The organism is Clostridium beijerinckii, from assembly GCF_008705175.1.
Classification (GTDB): domain Bacteria; phylum Bacillota; class Clostridia; order Clostridiales; family Clostridiaceae; genus Clostridium; species Clostridium beijerinckii.
Genome location: NZ_CP043998.1, coordinates 2,461,241 through 2,480,295, shown reverse-complemented (window position 1 = coordinate 2,480,295; position 19,055 = coordinate 2,461,241). Strand labels below are relative to the sequence as shown.

The window sequence follows — 19,055 nt, the reverse complement described above, 5'->3', positions numbered from 1 at the left end:
TATTCTTAAAAAATATTGTAGGAAACTCGACTCACATTCGTTCGCTGAGTGCTCACAGAGTAAGCGACCACCATCAAATCATAGATTCGAGTTCTCTACTTAAGATTGGAGGTAAATTAAATGGAATATTCTTTATCTATGACTTTTTTAACTGTAGCTGGTGAAAAAAGTACTTTAAGTGTTTCTGGTGTTAAACCTACTCTTACAAAAGATGAGATCAACGCACTTATGGATACTGTAATTGCTAAGAATGTTTTCAAGACTAATTCTGGTGATTTAGTTAAGAAATCTGGTGCTCAAGTTACTCAAAGACAAGTTACTAAATTTGAAATAGCTTAATCTTTTAATAAAAATGGAGATTTATCCTGATTGCAAGGATAAATCTCCATTTTTTTTACTTCTAATTTTTATATGAAAGCTTAAGTAAATTGATAAAAATTTACTTAACTAAAGTATCCTGGATATTGTCTTTCTTATACCTTTGTTGATGTTTTTTTTGTATAAAATATCACTATATCCTTTTATGAATAATATAATTGTGATAATGCTAGATAAAAGGTCTGTTATAGGTTGAGCGAACCATAGTCCGTCCTGACCAATTACCTTTGGTAAGAAAAATATAGTTAGTGCTAATATCACTGATTGCCTTGATATACTTAATATTACGGCGGTTTTAGGTTTACCTGTTAGCATCATAAAACCAGAGCCAAAGGTAGGAATGGAAATAAGAAAGATAAGCACTGTATATTTTTTTAAGCCATTTATAGAAATATTCACAAGTTCAGGGTTCTGGGTAAAAAGACTAACGGCGAATTTTGGAAATAGCTGCATAATTATAGCACTAACTGCCAAGAATCCAGTACTAAACAAAACAGCAAGGGCAAGAGTCTTCAGGGTTCTGCCATAATTCTTTTTTGCATAATTATAACCGATAATGGGCTGGAAGCCTTGAGCTATTCCATAAACTGGCATCAAAAATAATATTGTAATGGAGTTTAGTACAGTCATTGCGCCAATTGCTAGTTCTCCACCATATAAATTTAAGGAATAATTGCTTACAATTTGTGCAACACTTACGGATAATTGATTAGAAAATGGAACTAACCCAATTAAGAAAATAGCTTTTACAATTGAAATATGTAATTTGAAATTGATCTTTTTAAGTATCAAAGTATTTTTTAATTTCATGAAATAATAAAGTCCAAGAATCACGGTAGTAAATTGAGCAATGACAGTAGCAATAGCTGCACCTTTTATTCCCATGTGAAATACATATATAAATAAGGCATCAAGTAATATATTAAGAATGCACCCTGTAATTGTAATAGCAGCTGAAAATATAGGATTTCCATCAGAACGAACGATAAAAGGCAGACAAAATCCCAGCATATTAAATACGGTACCAGCCATGATGATTGTAATAAAATCTTTAGTATAAGATAATACTTCACCGTTTATACCGAGCCATCCTAATATTGAATTTTGAAATATCATATATAGACTAGTGACAAAAAGCCCTAAAACAATGCTTAGAGATAGTGCATTTCCTGCAAAATTTTCAGCTTCTTCTTTATTGCCTTCTCCGAGTTTTATAGAGATATTAGAGCTGGCCCCCATTGATATGAGAGCAGATAACGCTACTACTATTGTAGTAATTGGCATTGTAAGGCCAATTCCAGTTAAAGCTAGAGTTCCGACTTCTGATATATTTCCTATAAACATCCGATCGATTACTATATAAAGTGAATTAATCAATAAACTGAGTACTGTTGGAACTGAATATTGTATAAGTAATTTTCCAATAGGTTTTTGTTCAAGTTCTTGTATTTTGTCCATTATGTAATTTCTCCTTTAGATACATTAAAGATATATAATATCTGCAATTCAAATATTTACCCATATATTAATGGGTAAATATTTATTCTTTGTTGGTTTTGCAGTTTGATTTATTTTGAGTCAGATCATATAGTTTTTTATCTTCTAGATAATTTTCTAGTACATTTTCAGCTCCTGACATTACTTTTTCAATCAAACATTTGCTATTTTCATTTAAATTGCAAACAAATAATGAGCCAGTTCCTTCAGTGGCCTTAATAACATCCATAAAAGAAATAGACTTCATGTCTTTACGCAAAACGTAACCTCCATTTGCACCTGGAGTCGACTCAATTAAATCAGCTTTTACCAGCTGAGTTAAAATTTTCGAAAGATATGTAGTAGATAAATTAAAGTGTTCCGCTAGAGCACTTACGCTTAGTTTCTCACTTTTCGCATTTTCCATCATATATACAATTGTATGTAGAGCATAATTTGTTGCTTTTGTATATTTCAAATTAAAACCTCCTAAAAGATATTGCAGAGCTTATTTATCTATAATAATAAATATAATAGATTATTTTGTCAATAAGTATTTTATGCACATATTTATAATCTACAAAATTTAATAAATTTAAAATATTGACAAAATTAATTTGTGTCTTTATAATAGCAGACAAATAGACTCTACGATATACTTAATTCTAAAGTAGCTATAAAATGAGGCGTTCTAATTAATAGTAAAAAAAACTGTAAGAGGCTTTAAGAATTACCACTTAATTTCTTTTAATTGAATTTGAAAAGTTTTTAGGTATATTAAAGATATTAAATATCCTTAATATATATTATAACAAGTTATATCTAAAAATTATAAGAAGCTAATTAGGAAACTTACAAACGCTTATTTATGAAGGTTACTTTTTGAAAGAAGGTGATATAAATCTGCATAATTATGTATAAAGTGAAGTTAGTTTACTTTACTTAGATAAGTTTGAAACTTTACTTGAAGCATTTATGTAATAATAATTTTATAAGAATATTATAATATTTTGAATAAAAATTAGAGTTAAAAAAGGAGTTTTTAATAATGAAAGTTGTAGCTTTTAATGGTAGCCCAAATAAAAATGGAAACACTTATCATGCCTTAAAATTAATTGCAGAGGAATTAGAAAAACAAGATATAGAAGTTGAAATAATACATATAGGTAGTCAAGCTATAAGGGGATGCATGTCATGTTGGGGGTGTTATAAAAATCAAAATGAAAAATGTGTTTTAAAGGGAGATTCTGTAAATGAATGGATCGAAAAAATGAAAAAGGCAGATGGGATAATACTAGGTTCTCCTGTACATTATTCAGGAATAAGCGGGGCAATGAAATCTTTCTTGGATAGAGCTTTTGTTGTCAATGAAAATAATGGCAGCATATTAAGACATAAGGTTGGTGCAGCTGTTGTAGCGGTTCGACGTTCTGGAGGTACGGCTGCACTTGATCAGCTAAACAAGTACATTAATTATTCTGAGATGTTAATGCCATCATCAAGATACTGGAACGTTATTCATGGCACAACTCCAGGAGAAGTTATACAGGATGAAGAAGGGGTTCAAATAATGAAGACCTTAGCTAAAAATATGGCTTGGCTGCTTAAACTTGTTGAGTATGGAAAAGATACTATAGAAGCACCAGAAAAAGAAGATAAAATACTTACAAATTTTATCCGTCAATAATCTATAGCGCTGATAAAGGAAAATGGAGGAATATAATATGAAAATAGTAGATAATAATGAATTCGGAAATGAAATAAAAGGTGGCGTTACGGTTGTAGATTTTTTTGCAACCTGGTGCGGACCTTGTAAAATGATAGCACCGATTCTTGAAGAGTTATCAGAGGAAATGAAAGAGAAAGTTAATTTTATAAAAGTAGATGTGGATAAAAGTGTAGATTTAGCAGATGAATATCACATTTCAAGTATACCTACTGTAGCTATCTTTAAGAATAATGAAAATGTGAACCAATTTGTTGGCTTTTTACCAAAGGAAGAGATTAAAAGACTGATTGAAAATACTTTATAAAACTATAATCTTCAAACTATATATATAAAATAAGCTTTTTAAACTATAGATAAAAAACATAACCTTTAACATTTATAAAAGTAAAATTTTACAATCTATATGTCTTATTTCTAATATAAATTAAGTTTGATTGCATGCCAAAAACGCTCTTGAAAAAGAGCGTTTTTTTGATTATCATTTATAAATGACCTTCATATTAGTACTTATTATATTGCAATTAACAGACAAGATTTTCATTTAATTTAGATAATGCTCTTGCCGCCTTTCAGTTATTTCAACCATACGCTCATGGGCAACAGATTCTGATCGTACAATGTATATTGTTTTAAGTCATTTTAAAGCATATATCTTATTTATTCTGATTTCAGTATCTTAACTATATATTGTCCATCCATCTTTCCACATATCAACTGGTTTAATCCTGCCCTAAAGCCTTTCTGCATCCATCACAAACAACTGCTCCATTAAATTCAACAACATCTTTATCACTTCCACAAAAAATGCATCCTTTAATATATTTTTTAACAACCACCCCATTATCAACCTTAATTATTTCCATGGAATCTCCCTCGTAAATTTCTAGTACCTTTCTTATTTCTTTTGGTATTACAATCCTTCCAAGTGGGTCGAGCTTTCTTACTATTCCTGATGATTTCATTTAAACAACTTCCCTTCATAATTTAGCTTTGTTTAATTCTGAAAAAATTCGTTTTCATGAGAATTTTCACTCTGTAATTGTTTATTGTGAATTGTGCACTGTGCATTGTAAATTTATTTAAGTCTATAATTATTCCTAATATCCTTCTCAATTTCTACAACATAATCTTTTGACATTTCATATATTCTTGAAGCGACCCCTTCATCAAATGTCAGTAATCTGTCAATGGAGAATTCGCTGCTGACTATGATCGGCAGAAAATTAAGATACCTGTAATTAATAATTTCAAACATAATATTTGTATCTGTTTCATTGATTTTTCCCTTAAAGAGATCATCAATAAGTAGTACCTCACATAATTGATACTTTGAGATGGTCCTAGTATAATATTCTTCATCAATCATATTTTGTTTTATCTTTGTGATTACATCACGATAAGGCATGTACAGCACTTTAATTCTTTGTTTTAAAAAATTCAATGCAACAGCAATACTGCAATGCGTTTTACCGCTGCCAACCTGTCCACATAATAAAATACTATTTCGCCTAGTATCTTTTATTTCATCAAAATCAGTACAATATGCTGCTGCAGTGTCCTTCATCCTTTGTGACGCATTATTCCAAACTTCAAAACTAGAAAAAGTAAGTTTACTTTGTTCAACATTGATTCCAGAATACTTCCATTCATTCTTTAGTTTTTCTATTTTTCTGCATTCACAGGCTACAGCAAGAGGCTGCATATGTTCCTGGGGGATAAGTATCCATCCAGTATCGCAGCATTTATCGCATTTATATGAGGTTTGCTTCAATCCTCTTTCGTTCAGCTTCTGTAAGTTTTCGCGGTTCCTTCGGCTTGAATCCTGCAAATTCATTTTTATCTGCTCTGTTACTCTTTCCATTGCTTCTAACCCCATTTTTCTTTACCTCCATATGATCTTCTGGATACCCATCTCTCCTCCAGTTTTTTAATACCCCAATTGCATACTTTATGTCAGGACAATTCTTCTCAAACCCAACATCCATGGCCATCTTAACCATTTTTTCTCCATGGATATCAATAGCCGATCTAAGAGCAACATAGTCGCATCCTCCTGGCTTTCCTGTTATTTTTTCATGATAATGCATAAGCTCTAAAGCTTTAAGATTTATGTCCTCCTCTTCCCCTGATTCACTTTTAGTATTATTGTGTTTCTTAGATAGATTCGACTGGCTAACTTCATCATCACAAGCTGAGCCTTTATTATTTATATCAAAACCATTATTCTTTTTACCCTCTATGTTTTTATCTTTATCTATCTCTTTTTTCTCCTTCTTATTCTTATTCTTTTTCTCCTTCTTATTCTGTTGCGTTACTGTAACGTTACATTTATTTTGAGTAACGTTACTATTATTTTTAGTAACAATACAATTATTATCATCAGTTTCTAAAATGTTATTACTGATATCTTCATTATTATCAATAATTTCTACAGTAATATTATTACCTGCTTCGCTAGTAGTAATATTAGTTTTATCATTAATATACGTATTTCCAGAAGCCTCTTCACTAGTTTCCAAATTTTCTAATATATCATTCTTACCTAGAGCTTTGTTTTCTTCTATAGTAGAATTCTTAGAGTAATCTTTCTTTCCTTCTAATTCATTAGTTTTTTCTAATTCTACACTTTCATCCAGATCTTGATTTTCTTCTAAATCTATAAATTCTTCTAAGACTTTATCTTCCTGAGTTTCTTCCTTATTACTTTTAGCTGCATTCTTCTCTTCTTTCTTCTTTTCCCTATGATTCTCAACTCTTTTTCTATTTTGTTCACGGACCCTTTCCATTCCCTCTATGTTCTGATGCTTATCCCAGTTCACAATTCTAATTACTTTATCAGAAGCTATTTCAATCATGCCAAAGTTAGATAATACTTTTAATACAATCTTAATATCCTCTAAAGGCCTAGAAAATAATACAGCCAACATTTTGGCAGTGAGAGGTTTCCCTTCTGATAAGAAAACCTTTCCATTAGCATTAAGTTTTCCACCAAGTAAAAGTATTCTTATCCAAACGTAATGAATTGTATCCCTGTTAGGCATTGCATCTATTAACTTCATCTTTTCATCATCATGCATATTAGTAGCTAATTTAATCCATTTAATATCTGCCATTATTTTCACGCTCCCATAAATAAAATTGCCTAAATCTTTTGAGACCATTCCATGATGGGTTTAACTCAATTAACTTACAAACATCTATATAACATTTAAAAATCCTAAAATTCATTTGTAAGTCCTCACTTTCTTTTTATACATTTCTATCAAAAGTTGTATCCCTGATACATTCTAGCTAAAGATGTATTAAAATAAATTTGCATTTATTTTTTAATTTAAGACTACTATTTTCTTAATTCAATTAAAATTTCTTTTAATGATTCTTCCATAGCTTGTCCTTCTATAAAAATAACCATCAGCTCAACATAATGCTCTTAAATTACAATATATACGTTGCAATTCCCAATGCACATTTCACAATTACGTATAAAATTCTTGCAGCATTTTTAGAATTGTGATGAAGAATTATTTTTGCAATATATATAATCAATTCTAGATTTCTAATACTATATATATAAAGTCAATACATTTTACTCTTTAAGTAATTTATTTATTAAAAAAAATCTCTATTGGATTATTTATATCTAATAGTTTTATCATCTTATCAATTTCATTAGAACCAAATATTCCTTTATTAAGTTTATTACCTAAGGTTTTTGGAGACATTCCTAATTCCCTTGCCAGCTTTTCCTGAGTATATCCTTTTGCTTTTATCTTTCCCTTTAACTCATTAACTAATATCATAAATGCTCTCCTTTCGTTACTCGTTAAGTAATATTTTATATATTATGGCTATTATTGTCAATACTTCTTACGTAACTTTTTCTATATACTGGAAAATAATTGTTGCATATCCGGAAACAGATGTTATAATAAATTATATTAATAGTCTCCAAATTAGAATGATTTTTTTAATTTGCCTAACTGCAGTAAACAAAATAAATAAAAAGTTATTAAGTTTTATTAGGACGCTTCGATTTTATTATAGATTATCAATAAATTATATTAATTGATAATCTATAATTTACTTACTTTTAATATAGAACTAAGAGGTGATATAAAATGGGTTTGAAAGAAAATATCAAAAATAGACGATTAGAATTGAATCTCACATTAGAAGATGTTTCTAAAAGATTATCTATTAGTAAGCCAACACTTCAAAGATATGAAAGCGGTGTAATCTCTAATATACCTTCTGACAAAATCGAAAAACTTGCAGTAATATTAGAAACAACTCCATCTATTTTAATGGGATGGGATGAAAACAAAATAAAAACACGTTTACAACTATCAGAAGAATTAGAATGTTTATTAAAAAAATATAATTCTTTAGATAATCTAGGTAAACATACAGTAAACACGGTATTAGAAATGGAATTTAATCGTTGCTCACAACTTAATAATCAAGATAGAATCTTTTAATTTATTGTCTATAATAGGCACGTTATTTGATAAAAATAAATTAAAATTAAATATCCAAATTAAATTACAACACTTCTAATTAATTGCACCAATAGCTATATCACTCATATACAACCTTTTAATTATTAATTTTCATATATAATTAATAATGCTGTATAATTCACTCTAGAATAATACAGCACTTTAATTTCTTTCTTTAAGCTATATTTAAATTTCAAGTTGCTTTTAATTACATATTTCTTCTAATGCTAGTATGGTGCATGCCATATTTCATAGTTTTCCAAAATAAATTTAATAAACTTATATCTATTTAACTAATCAAAAGATTCATTATAGGTTAACTTTTCTCGTAATTTAATATACCACTTTATTTCTAGTGCTTTATTAAATTTGCACCTAATTCAAATGCTTTTTGACAATCTAAAGGAAATTGAATTTTTCTATGTGCTGCTTTTTCTTCTTCAGAGAAGGATTCAACTTTATATTTTGAGTAATCATCAAATTGATAAGTATTATTTGAATACATAACTAATGGTTTTGTAAATATATGTCCAATATTAGATTCCATGCGCTCAAAAGTTTTTAAATAACCAATTTGCTTCATTACCTCTTCTTTAACATTCATTGTATAAATAAATGCTGTTGGCATCCTCTTTGGCGCTAGTGAAGTACCATTATTGTCATACACAAGATAGGGAAATAATAGTCTTTCTAAAAATGATAGGAATTTACCTGTTACATTACTAAAATATACTGGAGAACTAAAAATAAGTCCATCAGATTGAGATACTTTTTCTAAAACTTCTTGAAGATCGTCTTTTACCGCACATTTTCCATAACTGTTACTTCCAAGTCTTTTACAAGCAAAGCAACTTATACATCCAGTATAATTTAAATCATATAAATTAATTATTTCAGTTTCAATTTCTTTATCTTTTGCAGCTTCTTTTACTCCATCTAAAGCTTTTTGAAGCAATGTCGCTGTATTTTTATTTTTTCTTGGACTTCCGTTAATACCATAAATTTTCATAGTAACACTCCTCTTTCTGTATATTCTCTTATGATGTTTTTGTTATAATTAATATAGCATAGGAGAAAAGATATACAAGAATGCAGTTTTTTCTGTGCCAGTATAAAAAGTATACTATTGAATTTGAAGGAGTTGTGATTATGAGTGATTATATGAATTATAATAAAGAATTCCCTGCTGATAATGTATATGAAAGAAAATGTCCTGTTATATATGCACTCGATATTTTAGGCCAGAAATGGAAATTACCTATCTTATGGTGTTTATCCAACAAAGATTTTACTAGATATAGTGAATTAAAACGAAAAGTTAAAGGTATTACTAATATGATGCTTACAAAGTCTTTAAAAGAATTAGAAGAACATACGCTAATTGTTAGAACCCAATATGAAACCATTCCTCCGAAGGTTGAATATTCTTTGACAGAAAGAGGTAAAGCCTTACTTCCCACATTTAAGGAATTATACATATGGGGTGAAGAGCAACTTAAACTTGATACGTCAAAATCAAATTATAAATAATATAAAATAAATGTATAATATATAAATTTACGTAAAAATAAATCTATATATTATCCTTATTATTATAAATTTATATTTCATATCTTTTAAATGCTTCTCATTTACTTTAATACATAATGTAAGAATTTTGAAAACTAGCAAGAAACTATTTATGGCTAGTTATAACATCTTTAATAATTATTATTAAGTATTTAAAGCATAGAATATTAATGAAATTATTCCACAAACTATAACGCTAGTAATAATCCTAGTGAGCAGATACCCTTTCGTTAATTGACTTAAATTACCTATTTGTGAACGATTTACCGAATCTGCGGAGTTATCCATTGAATTTTTTATATCCGTTAATTTTGCATTTATCTTTTTATCCGCGAAATTCCTCCCTAGTATTAATTAATCATTGACAATAATTTACTATTACGAATCAGTTATAACATATTTTGTAAACATCCCATTGTTCAATTTTCAAAGAATAATATTTAAAATAGCTACTTCGCATTTTGAGTTGGCTTGATTGCGATGTTGAGACTAAAATAATAGCATAAATTTAAGATATAGCTGAATTTTGTAGCAGCACTATCTTAAATTTATGCACCTCAATATCGCAATCAATTACTAGAACGAAGTCGCTAAAAGCCGACCGTCCCATATGGAGATTCAAAACCCATGATTTACACCTAAAATCTATATTTTTATTCATTTATTAACATTTTAAAGCTTTATTTCTTGAAAGTATATAGTTTTCTTTATTTTAGTATATAAGATCCCCCTCCCCATGATTAAGTACTTATTCACTTTTATCTTTATTTAGGGTGGCGAAGTACTCCGGGGCATTATTTTACCTATCTTTATTAAATTTCCCTTCTCACAATTTTTACACTTTCCTATTTTTATTCCTGTTAATTTGAAAAACAGCTCCGCTGACGATAGATTCTCAAGTTCTTTAGGTTTAACCCTAAAGATTTCTAAACAGCGTTTAAACTTTAGTTTTTTATTTCTGTTTCCTAAAATTCCATAATGTCTTATTTTCACAAATCTATCTGGCAGAACATGCATAGTAAACCTTCTGATAAATTCTATTGGTTTTAAAGACATCACTTTTTCTTTATTTTTATCTTTATAATCTCTCCACTTAAATACTACTTTTTCATTATCAACTTTTATAATTCTGTTATCTGATATAGCAACTCTATGAGTATATCTACCTAAATATTGAAGTACATACTCCGCACTGCTGAAAGGTGCTTTACTGTAAACAATCCATTCTTTTTTATATAAATTATCCTTAAATGAATTAAATATATTCCTTGATGATAACTCACTAATGTTTTTAGGAAATTTAAGTTTGTTATCTAGGTAAAGTTCATTTAAGTAATATAGAAATTTTCCTCTAAATATTCTTGATAAAACTTTTACAGGTATGAAGAATTTCTTTTTTGATTTTACCCATTTAGTGTTATCAAAGCTTAATCCACCACCAGGAACTATACAATGAATATGTGGATGGAACATTAAATTTTGTCCCCAAGTATGCAATATTGTTGTAAAACCGATACTCGCATTCAAGTATTTTTTATCCTTTGCTAATTCTAGCAAAGTCTCGGAAACAGAAGTAAAAAGAATAGAGTACATTTCTTTTTGATTAAACAATGTCAAAGAATTTAATTGTTCTGGTATAGTAAAAACAATATGAAAGTAATGAGTTGGTAATAATGCTTTACTTCTCTCATAAATCCACATTTCTTTGGCATAAGCCTGACATTTTGGACAATGCCTATTTCTACATGAGTTATATGAAACCTTAGTTTCGGCACACTCATCGCACTCATATACATGGCCGCCAAGCGCAGCAGTTCTACAATCTTTAATTGAATATAGTGCTTTTAGAATATTAGATGTTAATTTCTTTGATTTAATATACGCTTCTCCATGTAAATTAATAATCTCTTGCAGTGAATTCATAATTTACTCAAATGTGTCTAATGGACTCTTTATATTCAGTATTTCATAATCCATTACATGTAAATATATAGATGTTGTTTTGATATTTGAATGTCCTAATAATGCTTGAATTGTTCTTAAATCAACTCCGCCATTCATCAAATGCGTTGCAAAAGAATGTCTTAATGTATGTACCGTAGCATTTCTTGTTATACCTGCTTTTTTTATTGACTTATCCATAACAAGTTCAATTCCACGAACTTTCATTGGCTTTTTAGTCTGTCTAGAAATAAAAAGATAATCATCTGGTTGATAATTTTTATATCCAAATTTGATCCAGTATTCTCTTAATATCTCTAAGTTTTTTTGTGAAAGCAAAGTATATCGTTCTTTATTCCTCTTACCATTTCTTATTCTAATTTTCATTTCTTTACTCATAATATCAGCTATTCTTAGATTAACAACTTCGCTAACGCGTAAGCCGCCAGAATATATAGTCGTAAGAATTGCTTTATGTTTTAAATAGGTTATGGATCCTAATAAACGCTTAATTTCTTCCTTTGTTAAATAACTAGGTAAATGCTTATCATACCTAAGTCTTGGGATTCTCAAATCGTTCCAAGACCTTTCTAAAGTTACTACATAAAAAAATTTTAGAGTACTATTGATATAATTTATAGTTCCTTTGCATAATTTTCTTGTTTTTATGCAATACTCTAAATAATTAATGATTTCAGGTTCACCTAATAATTCAGGTGGTCTGTTATAAAATCTAGAAAAGTTTTTAATAATATATACACGGTTTTTAATCGTGTCATTACTACGACCACGTAGTTCTAGATCTTTAATCATTTTTTCGATTCTTTGATACATTTTATCACTCCTTTAAAAGGCGTGTAAAATGTGAGAAGTGAAGTTCCTTGAGAAAGAACTTCACTTCTTATTTTTTCCATATAAAATTTTATTTAATCACTAAACCAAGCCGTCGCTTTTAGCGATTTAGTTCTATATTAGTATTGCGAATAAAAAAATATCGCAAATCTATTCTTTTTTCTGAATAGTGCGATATTCTAATCTACCATTAAATTTTTAAATATAATAATAACACTTATAACCAACTATACAAATTGGAATTTATGGATTTGGCGTTGTGCGCATTATCTAACATTAAATTAAAAACTTCGGAATATATTATTCAATTATATATGCACTTATAATTTCTCCATAATAAGCTGTATGAAAATCTCTGTTTGCACCATGAAATGATCCTTCAACATCTTGCGGGTAAAATTTGCTTTTAATTTCTTCTTTAATCTCACTCTCATCCTGTTTTTGTTTATATAAAACCCTACACTCAAGTGTAAGTGGAAGTTCCTTAATGGCAGGAACTGAAACACTATTAGGCGATTCCAATGTCAAGTTTAGTTCTTTAATTTTATCACTTAAATGACCAGACTTTGTGCCGCAAATTCCCAATATTTTTTTATCAAACTCACCAAATGGTACATTTATAGTAAATTCAGGATTTTTTTCAAGTTGATGTTTTGTAAAGCGATTTTCTCTCACGTAAACTGTAAAAGTTGCTTTCCCCCATTCTATTCCTAGCGTTCCCCATGAAATAGTCATAGAATTAACTTTATCATCTACCTTTGTTGTTAACAAAACACCTGTTTTAAGTGCTTTCATAATTACATTGGCATAATCAAATACTTGTATTTCTTTTTTCATAATGCTATCCTCCTTGAATATTTCTTGTCTCTATGATAAATTAATATGTAATTAGTAGCAAGTATGCACTTTTTTGTTAGATACTATCCAAAAGGAGAGTTAACATGGATAATGAAGTAAATATTAAACCATTTGCTTATGCAATGTCTTTGATCGACGGTAAATGGAAAATGTACATATTATTTTGGCTTTGGAAAAAACAAATTCTAAGATATGGTGAGTTAAAACGCTCCCTTGGAACAATTACTCATAAAATGCTCAGTACACAGTTAAAAGAATTAGAATCAGATAATTTAATTATTCGAAAAGAATATCCTCAAGTTCCTCCAAAGGTAGAATATTCTCTATCCCAAAGAGGTTTAAGCATTATGCCTGTTTTGCAATGCTTATGTGAATGGGGCAATAATCATATTGATGATTTATAGTATTTTAGTGAAGATTATTTCTCTAATCTTTATTTAATTCAACCGATAAATCACCATTTATTTTCCAATTAATCATAGCATATTTTGTAAATATCACATTATTCAATTTTCAAAGAACAACATTTTTATTTACTACGTCAAATCTACATATTGTGCGGTAAAAAAACCGCAAATTCAATCTCTTGAATAATGCGATTTTATAATTTGCTATTTATTTTTAGTAATTCATAATTTAAGAATAGTGTAAATCTTATATATTGAATATAAAATTAAAGCATGACCGTAAAACGGAAATTAAACTTGAATACATTTTAGTTTGTTTATTAAAAAAAATAACTATAATGATAGAACATTTCATTTCTTTTATACCCTGATTGTTCATATAGTTTTTGTGCAGTAGTATTATCTATTGCAGTTGATAAGGTTAATCCTTTTGCTCCTGTTTCAAATCCAAACTCTTTTGCTTTATTCATTAAACTTTTACCTATACCTTTCTTTCTCGCACTTTCTTCAACATATAAATCATTTAGTATCCATATTCTTTTCATGGATACTGATGAAAAAGATGGGTATAATTGAACAAATCCTAGAGGTATTATTGAGTCTTTCATGATAATAAAAATTACTGATTCATTATGTATCATTCGTTCTTCAATAAATTTCTTTGAAGATTCTAAATTTGAATCTTGTCCATAAAATATTCTATACTTATTGAATAAGTTTCCAACTAACTCTAAATCTTCTAAATCAGCTTTTTTAATTTTTATATTTTCCATATTCTCTCTCCTCTTTATACTTTATGATTTTATTTCGATATAACTATGCGCTAGTAGTATTTCACCATAATTTACTATCATGCATTAATTATAGTATATCTTGTAAAAATCGCATTATTCAATTTTCAAAGAACATTTTTATAATTTACCACATCAAATCTATATATTATGTAAAGTTTCTAGTATTTTTAACTCTCTAATTCACCTTTACAGTCTTCTAATATTATTTAAAAAAACTTTTGATAGTTTCACATACAAAATCAACTTCTGCTTCTGTTATTTGAGGATATATTGGAAGTGCAAGTATTCTCTCACATATACTTTCAGCAACCGGAAAATCTCCTTTTTTATAACCTAAATAACTGAAACACCTTTGAAGATGTAATGGTATAGGATAATAAATACTAAATTGAATCTGATTTTTCTTTAAGTATTCTCCAAGTTCATCTCTCTTTTCTGTTAATATATTAAATACATAATACACGGGATTTTGCTCGCCTTTCAAAGTGGCAAATTTTAATTCCTGACAATCTTTTAACCTATCAAAATACCAATTGGCAACAATTTCTCTCTTTTTAATGCTTTCTTTTATGTATTTCATTTTCACTTGAAGAATAGCTGCCTGTATAGTATCTAATCTTGAATTGTATCCAATATGCTCATAGTGATATTTTTTTGATGCTCCGTGAACTCTATACATTCTAGCTAATCTAGCTAATTCATCATTATTTGTTACTATCATTCCTCCATCCCCAAAACCACCAAGAGTCTTGGTTGGAAAGAATGAGAAAATCCCAAAATCTCCAATAGTGCCTGAATGTTTATATTCAGACCCATTTCCTTTCCATCTCATTCCAAATCCCTCAGCAGCATCTTCAAGTACTCTCAAATTATGTTTACCTGCTATGTCCATTATTTTATCCATATCAGCCATTTGTGAAAAAAGATGAATTGGAACTATACCAACAGTATTTTTAGTAACCTTTTCTTCTATTTTATTTGCATCAATATTAAAAGTCTCCTCATCAATATCTACAAAAACTGGTTTTCCACCTCTTCTTGTTATACATGAAGTAGATGCAAGAAAAGTAAATGGAGATGTGATGACTTCTTTTCCATTTTCAAACCCTAAAATATCCGAAGTTAAAATTAGCGCATCAGTTCCAGATGCAACAGCAATCGCATGTTTAGCTCCAGTAAACTCCTCAATAGATTTTTCAAAATCAGTCACCTCTTTTCCAAGGGTTGAAATTCCTTCTTGCATAACGCTAATAACAGCATTATCAAACTCTTGTTTATGTTCTTCATATTCTCTTTTAGATGTATAAAAATCAACTTTCAATTTATGTTCCTCCTTTTGTTTTTTCCATATTTTTCATGAATTGCTACTACAAATCTATATATTGCGCAAATCATATGAATAGCTATTTTTTCTTTATACACCTATTTTAATTCCTACCCTTAGGTATGAGTCAATATTAATATCCTAACTGTTTTCCTACAGTAATTACATTTATCCTATCTTTAATAAACTGCCCTCTAATTGATAGATAGGATTATTTATATACGAACATAATCAATTGCTATCCAACTTCTAATATTATATAGTCCCATACCCTATATATATTCCTGAATTAAACTTACATAATCCATATTAATAACATCTAAAAAGAGTACTTTTTAGATATTTCACTAATATAAAGTACTCTTTTTCAAAAGCTATGTTATATTATTACTATATAGTTTGCTTAGCAGATATAACTGTTATCTCTAGCACTCTACTTAAAAAAGGAAATTTTTTCTTCACCATATCAAAGTCTGGACCCTCTACAAGGAATTTTGCAGTTCCTTCTATTAAAAATCCTGCTCCTGGATGTTGATGTCCCATAACCTCTTTGCTACCTAAAGTAACTTTAACTTTATTATTTGCTTCTATGTTTTTTTGAGTTCTTCTCATGCCTCCTGCAGGTACTAATATCCTACCATCTTCAGTAACACTAAGAAATGAATGCCAAGTATTAACTACATGCGCCTCATTGTTACTACAAGATACTATAGCCACTACACCTTCATGTGATATAACTTCAAGCAATTTTTCATTTAACATTTAAATTCCTCCTCTGTATTTCTACAAATTTAATTATTTTCATATTTTAAAAAGTCTTAATTTGTGCACATTGACTTTTCTATAAAACAATTATACAATCAACGTGTACTCATCAAAAGTGCCAATTCTTTTTATTTTATAGGATACAGTTCATAAGAGGAGTGTTTTAAAAAATGATTGTTCTAGATAACGATTCAAGAGTTCCACTATATTTACAAATTTATGATCAGTTAAAAGAAGAGATAATTTCAGGACAGCTTTTGGAAGGCAGTAAGCTATATTCAACACGAACGCTTGCAACAACATTAAATGTCAGTAGAAATACAGTAGAAAGCGCTTATCTGCAACTTTCTTCTGAAGGATATGTCACAAGTAAAGCAGGCAGTGGATTCATAGTTGAAAAACTAGATAGTATGCTAATCACTAAGCTAAAGAGAGATAACTCTGTCAATATTGAGAATCATAAAACGACGTTACCTGAGATGAATTCTGATAATAATTATAAGTATAATTTCAAATATGGAAAGTTAAATGCTTCTGATTTTCCTTTGCGCTTATGGAGAAGGATATCCAATAAATGCTTGGCCTCTATAGATGCTGATGTTATGACATCCTATACTAGCAGTAAAGGCGAAAATGAATTACGAATAGAAATAATGAATTATTTAAATAAGTCAAGAGCTGTCTCATGTACCTCAGAACAGATTATTATTACTTCAGGCTTTGAGCAGTGTTTAAGTTTACTATGCCAGATGTTTAGAAACAATTTTTCTAAAGTAGCTTTAGAAGATCCTGGCTACATTGGCGCAAGAAAGATTTTTAACAATAACGGATATGATATTGTTCCAATTAGCTTAGACAAGGATGGAATAAATATTGCTGAATTAGAAAATAATTCTGCAAAGATAGTATATGTAACCCCCTCACATCAATTTCCTACTGGATCAGTGATGCCAATTCAAAAAAGGTTACAATTATTAGATTGGGCAAGAAGAGAAAATGGAATTATAATTGAAGATGATTATGATAGTGAACTTCGTTACAATTCAAGGCCAATACCTTCAATACAAGGTATCGATTCAAAAGGCTGTGTTATATATATTGGTACTTTTTCAAAGTCTTTATCCCCAAGCTTGCGATTGAATTATATGGTATTACCCCAATCATTACTAGAAATATATGATAAATCTTTTAGTAGCTACCAAACCTCAGTTCCAATAGTTGAGCAAAAAATAATTCAACAGTTTATGCATTTAGGACATTGGGATAGTCATCTGCGCAAGATATCTCTTCTAAATAAAAGAAGACATGATATGTTAATCCACTCTATTCATAAATTTATGGGAGATAATGTTATTATTCATGGTAAAAATGCAGGTTTGCATATCTTGCTGGAATTAAATAATGGATTATCTGAAGAAGAGATAATAAAAAAAGCTAAAGAATATGGTGTTATAGTCTCTCCTGTATCTACATATTGGTTACGCAAAGATAAATATTCTAATAATATGGTTTTTCTTGGTTTTGGTGGAATGACTGAGAGTGAGATTGCTGAAGGCGTTAATTTACTTAGTAAAGCATGGTTTAGTAAGTAAATCCTATTAGGAAATTAAAATAGGCATTATAAGGGTTGTCGCATTAGCGGATTAAAATCCATTAGCGATAGCTCATTTTTTAGCCTACATAAATTATTTCCTAAATAAGATATTGAGCTAGTTAATAAAAGGTCCAAGTTCTATTTTTTAATCAACATTTGAACCTTTTAAATCTAATCTAATTGTCTTTATGCTATGAATCCAGCTCTTTTCTTTATTAAGAAATAATAAGGGAATCTTAATTATAAGTCCCATGTTATTCTTACCAATTAGATTATTTACTCGCTTTATATATGGGAAGCAAAATATTATTAATAATATCCTCGCTACTCGTCTCATTAGGCCTTCCATACAATACAATTTCATTGATAATTAGCAAAGTAGGTAAATTTAGAGCCTTTTCAGAAATAGTATCTATTGAAAGTGAAATTTCCTTGCGCTGATTAGCCCTTGTTATAATAACTTCCATTAATTTACGGATATGATTTTCGTGATTAACAACACTAAATAGATCGTAAGATGTAGTATCGGAAAGCTTATCTGAAATCACCTCTCGTAGATCCTCAGGTCTGATAATTTCAAAGATTGGATCTAAAACCTTAAATAGAGCCCTTAAATCTTCTTTTAATGAACCATGATCACTGATTTCTACTACTATTGGTGGTGCTTTTCGCTCTACAGCAGCAAGAATAAGATGACATTTTTGTGGCCATCGACGATAAATAGCATTTTTATTGGTCTTTGCAGCTTGAGCTACATCGTCCATAGTCAATTTGCTATATCCTATTTGATTAAGCAATAACCAAGCCTGATCTAAAATCGCATTTTCAAGTATAACTCCTCGGCGTCGACTAACTTTTTCATTCATGAT

At 29.1% G+C, this 19,055-nt stretch carries 21 protein-coding genes; 7 read left to right on the top strand and 14 right to left on the bottom strand.

From position 1 onward, the window contains the following. Nucleotides 1–120 precede the first annotated feature (120 nt). A complete protein-coding gene (locus tag F3K33_RS11195) occupies nucleotides 121–339 on the top strand; it encodes a DUF2922 domain-containing protein (RefSeq protein ID WP_039773445.1) in 219 nt (72 codons plus the stop codon). Between the two features lie 108 nt (nucleotides 340–447). Here F3K33_RS11195 and F3K33_RS11190 read toward each other — a convergent pair whose 3' ends face one another. Next, complete coding sequence (locus tag F3K33_RS11190) at nucleotides 448–1,836, bottom strand: MATE family efflux transporter (RefSeq protein ID WP_039773444.1); 1,389 nt, start codon at nucleotides 1,834–1,836, stop codon at nucleotides 448–450. Between the two features lie 82 nt (nucleotides 1,837–1,918). Next, on the bottom strand, nucleotides 1,919–2,332 hold the full coding sequence (locus F3K33_RS11185; protein ID WP_017209396.1) for an RrF2 family transcriptional regulator: 414 nt from the start codon (nucleotides 2,330–2,332) through the stop codon (nucleotides 1,919–1,921). Between the two features lie 570 nt (nucleotides 2,333–2,902). Here F3K33_RS11185 and F3K33_RS11180 point away from each other — a divergent pair. After that, a complete protein-coding gene (locus tag F3K33_RS11180) occupies nucleotides 2,903–3,541 on the top strand; it encodes a flavodoxin family protein (protein WP_023975155.1) in 639 nt (212 codons plus the stop codon). Between the two features lie 37 nt (nucleotides 3,542–3,578). Then, nucleotides 3,579–3,887 (top strand): thioredoxin, encoded by a 309-nt coding sequence (gene trxA, locus F3K33_RS11175; RefSeq protein WP_023975156.1) that lies wholly within the window; start codon nucleotides 3,579–3,581, stop codon nucleotides 3,885–3,887. Between the two features lie 415 nt (nucleotides 3,888–4,302). Here trxA and F3K33_RS11170 read toward each other — a convergent pair whose 3' ends face one another. The 4 genes from F3K33_RS11170 to F3K33_RS11155 all read right to left on the bottom strand — a co-directional run bounded on the left by F3K33_RS11170 (nucleotide 4,303) and on the right by F3K33_RS11155 (nucleotide 7,383). Then, the gene (locus F3K33_RS11170; protein WP_012058444.1) at nucleotides 4,303–4,545 is read right to left on the bottom strand and encodes an AbrB/MazE/SpoVT family DNA-binding domain-containing protein; all 243 of its coding nucleotides are present in this window, start codon (nucleotides 4,543–4,545) and stop codon (nucleotides 4,303–4,305) included. A 113-nt stretch (nucleotides 4,546–4,658) separates the two neighbouring features. Further along, on the bottom strand, nucleotides 4,659–5,285 hold the full coding sequence (locus F3K33_RS11165) for an ATP-binding protein (protein ID WP_031275900.1): 627 nt from the start codon (nucleotides 5,283–5,285) through the stop codon (nucleotides 4,659–4,661). Between the two features lie 49 nt (nucleotides 5,286–5,334). Beyond that, nucleotides 5,335–6,696: a putative phage replisome organizer gene (locus tag F3K33_RS11160; RefSeq protein WP_023975158.1), complete on the bottom strand. Its 1,362-nt coding sequence runs from the start codon at nucleotides 6,694–6,696 to the stop codon at nucleotides 5,335–5,337. Between the two features lie 489 nt (nucleotides 6,697–7,185). After that, nucleotides 7,186–7,383 carry a DUF739 family protein gene (locus F3K33_RS11155; RefSeq protein WP_023975159.1) on the bottom strand — a complete coding sequence of 66 codons (198 nt, stop codon included), beginning with the start codon at nucleotides 7,381–7,383 and terminating at the stop codon, nucleotides 7,186–7,188. Between the two features lie 318 nt (nucleotides 7,384–7,701). Between F3K33_RS11155 and F3K33_RS11150 the strand changes: the two genes are divergently transcribed. Next, nucleotides 7,702–8,061 (top strand): helix-turn-helix domain-containing protein, encoded by a 360-nt coding sequence (locus F3K33_RS11150; protein ID WP_012058440.1) that lies wholly within the window; start codon nucleotides 7,702–7,704, stop codon nucleotides 8,059–8,061. A gap of 373 nt (nucleotides 8,062–8,434) precedes the next feature. Here F3K33_RS11150 and F3K33_RS11145 read toward each other — a convergent pair whose 3' ends face one another. After that, nucleotides 8,435–9,091, bottom strand: coding sequence for a flavodoxin family protein (locus F3K33_RS11145; RefSeq protein WP_023975160.1), 657 nt, complete (start codon nucleotides 9,089–9,091; stop codon nucleotides 8,435–8,437). A 140-nt stretch (nucleotides 9,092–9,231) separates the two neighbouring features. On the opposite strand from F3K33_RS11145, the gene F3K33_RS11140 reads away from it, so the two are divergent. After that, entirely contained in the window at nucleotides 9,232–9,612 is a 381-nt protein-coding gene (locus F3K33_RS11140) for a winged helix-turn-helix transcriptional regulator (RefSeq protein ID WP_031275902.1), read from the top strand. Between the two features lie 807 nt (nucleotides 9,613–10,419). Here the strand turns inward: F3K33_RS11140 and F3K33_RS11135 are convergent. The 3 genes from F3K33_RS11135 to F3K33_RS11125 all read right to left on the bottom strand — a co-directional run bounded on the left by F3K33_RS11135 (nucleotide 10,420) and on the right by F3K33_RS11125 (nucleotide 13,281). Beyond that, nucleotides 10,420–11,574, bottom strand: a complete 1,155-nt coding sequence (locus F3K33_RS11135; RefSeq protein WP_039773532.1) for an IS91 family transposase — start codon at nucleotides 11,572–11,574, stop codon at nucleotides 10,420–10,422. Nucleotides 11,575–11,577: 3 nt separating this feature from the next. After that, on the bottom strand, nucleotides 11,578–12,426 hold the full coding sequence (locus F3K33_RS11130; protein WP_154862457.1) for a tyrosine-type recombinase/integrase: 849 nt from the start codon (nucleotides 12,424–12,426) through the stop codon (nucleotides 11,578–11,580). Between the two features lie 318 nt (nucleotides 12,427–12,744). Then, nucleotides 12,745–13,281 (bottom strand): flavin reductase, encoded by a 537-nt coding sequence (locus tag F3K33_RS11125; RefSeq protein WP_023975162.1) that lies wholly within the window; start codon nucleotides 13,279–13,281, stop codon nucleotides 12,745–12,747. A gap of 104 nt (nucleotides 13,282–13,385) precedes the next feature. On the opposite strand from F3K33_RS11125, the gene F3K33_RS11120 reads away from it, so the two are divergent. Continuing rightward, nucleotides 13,386–13,706, top strand: coding sequence for a winged helix-turn-helix transcriptional regulator (locus F3K33_RS11120; protein WP_023975163.1), 321 nt, complete (start codon nucleotides 13,386–13,388; stop codon nucleotides 13,704–13,706). Between the two features lie 323 nt (nucleotides 13,707–14,029). Here the strand turns inward: F3K33_RS11120 and F3K33_RS11115 are convergent, their stop codons facing one another. The 3 genes from F3K33_RS11115 to F3K33_RS11105 all read right to left on the bottom strand — a co-directional run bounded on the left by F3K33_RS11115 (nucleotide 14,030) and on the right by F3K33_RS11105 (nucleotide 16,589). Beyond that, entirely contained in the window at nucleotides 14,030–14,482 is a 453-nt protein-coding gene (locus F3K33_RS11115; protein WP_023975164.1) for a GNAT family N-acetyltransferase, read from the bottom strand. A gap of 223 nt (nucleotides 14,483–14,705) precedes the next feature. Next, the gene (locus F3K33_RS11110) at nucleotides 14,706–15,824 is read right to left on the bottom strand and encodes a DegT/DnrJ/EryC1/StrS family aminotransferase (protein WP_039770806.1); all 1,119 of its coding nucleotides are present in this window, start codon (nucleotides 15,822–15,824) and stop codon (nucleotides 14,706–14,708) included. A gap of 393 nt (nucleotides 15,825–16,217) precedes the next feature. After that, nucleotides 16,218–16,589: a pyridoxamine 5'-phosphate oxidase family protein gene (locus tag F3K33_RS11105; protein WP_012058432.1), complete on the bottom strand. Its 372-nt coding sequence runs from the start codon at nucleotides 16,587–16,589 to the stop codon at nucleotides 16,218–16,220. Nucleotides 16,590–16,762: 173 nt separating this feature from the next. Here F3K33_RS11105 and pdxR point away from each other — a divergent pair, with 173 nt between their 5' ends. Beyond that, a complete protein-coding gene (pdxR, locus tag F3K33_RS11100) occupies nucleotides 16,763–18,184 on the top strand; it encodes a MocR-like pyridoxine biosynthesis transcription factor PdxR (protein WP_039770808.1) in 1,422 nt (473 codons plus the stop codon). A gap of 274 nt (nucleotides 18,185–18,458) precedes the next feature. Here the strand turns inward: pdxR and F3K33_RS11095 are convergent, their stop codons facing one another. Next, nucleotides 18,459–19,052: a TetR/AcrR family transcriptional regulator gene (locus F3K33_RS11095; protein WP_039770810.1), complete on the bottom strand. Its 594-nt coding sequence runs from the start codon at nucleotides 19,050–19,052 to the stop codon at nucleotides 18,459–18,461. Nucleotides 19,053–19,055 lie beyond the last annotated feature (3 nt).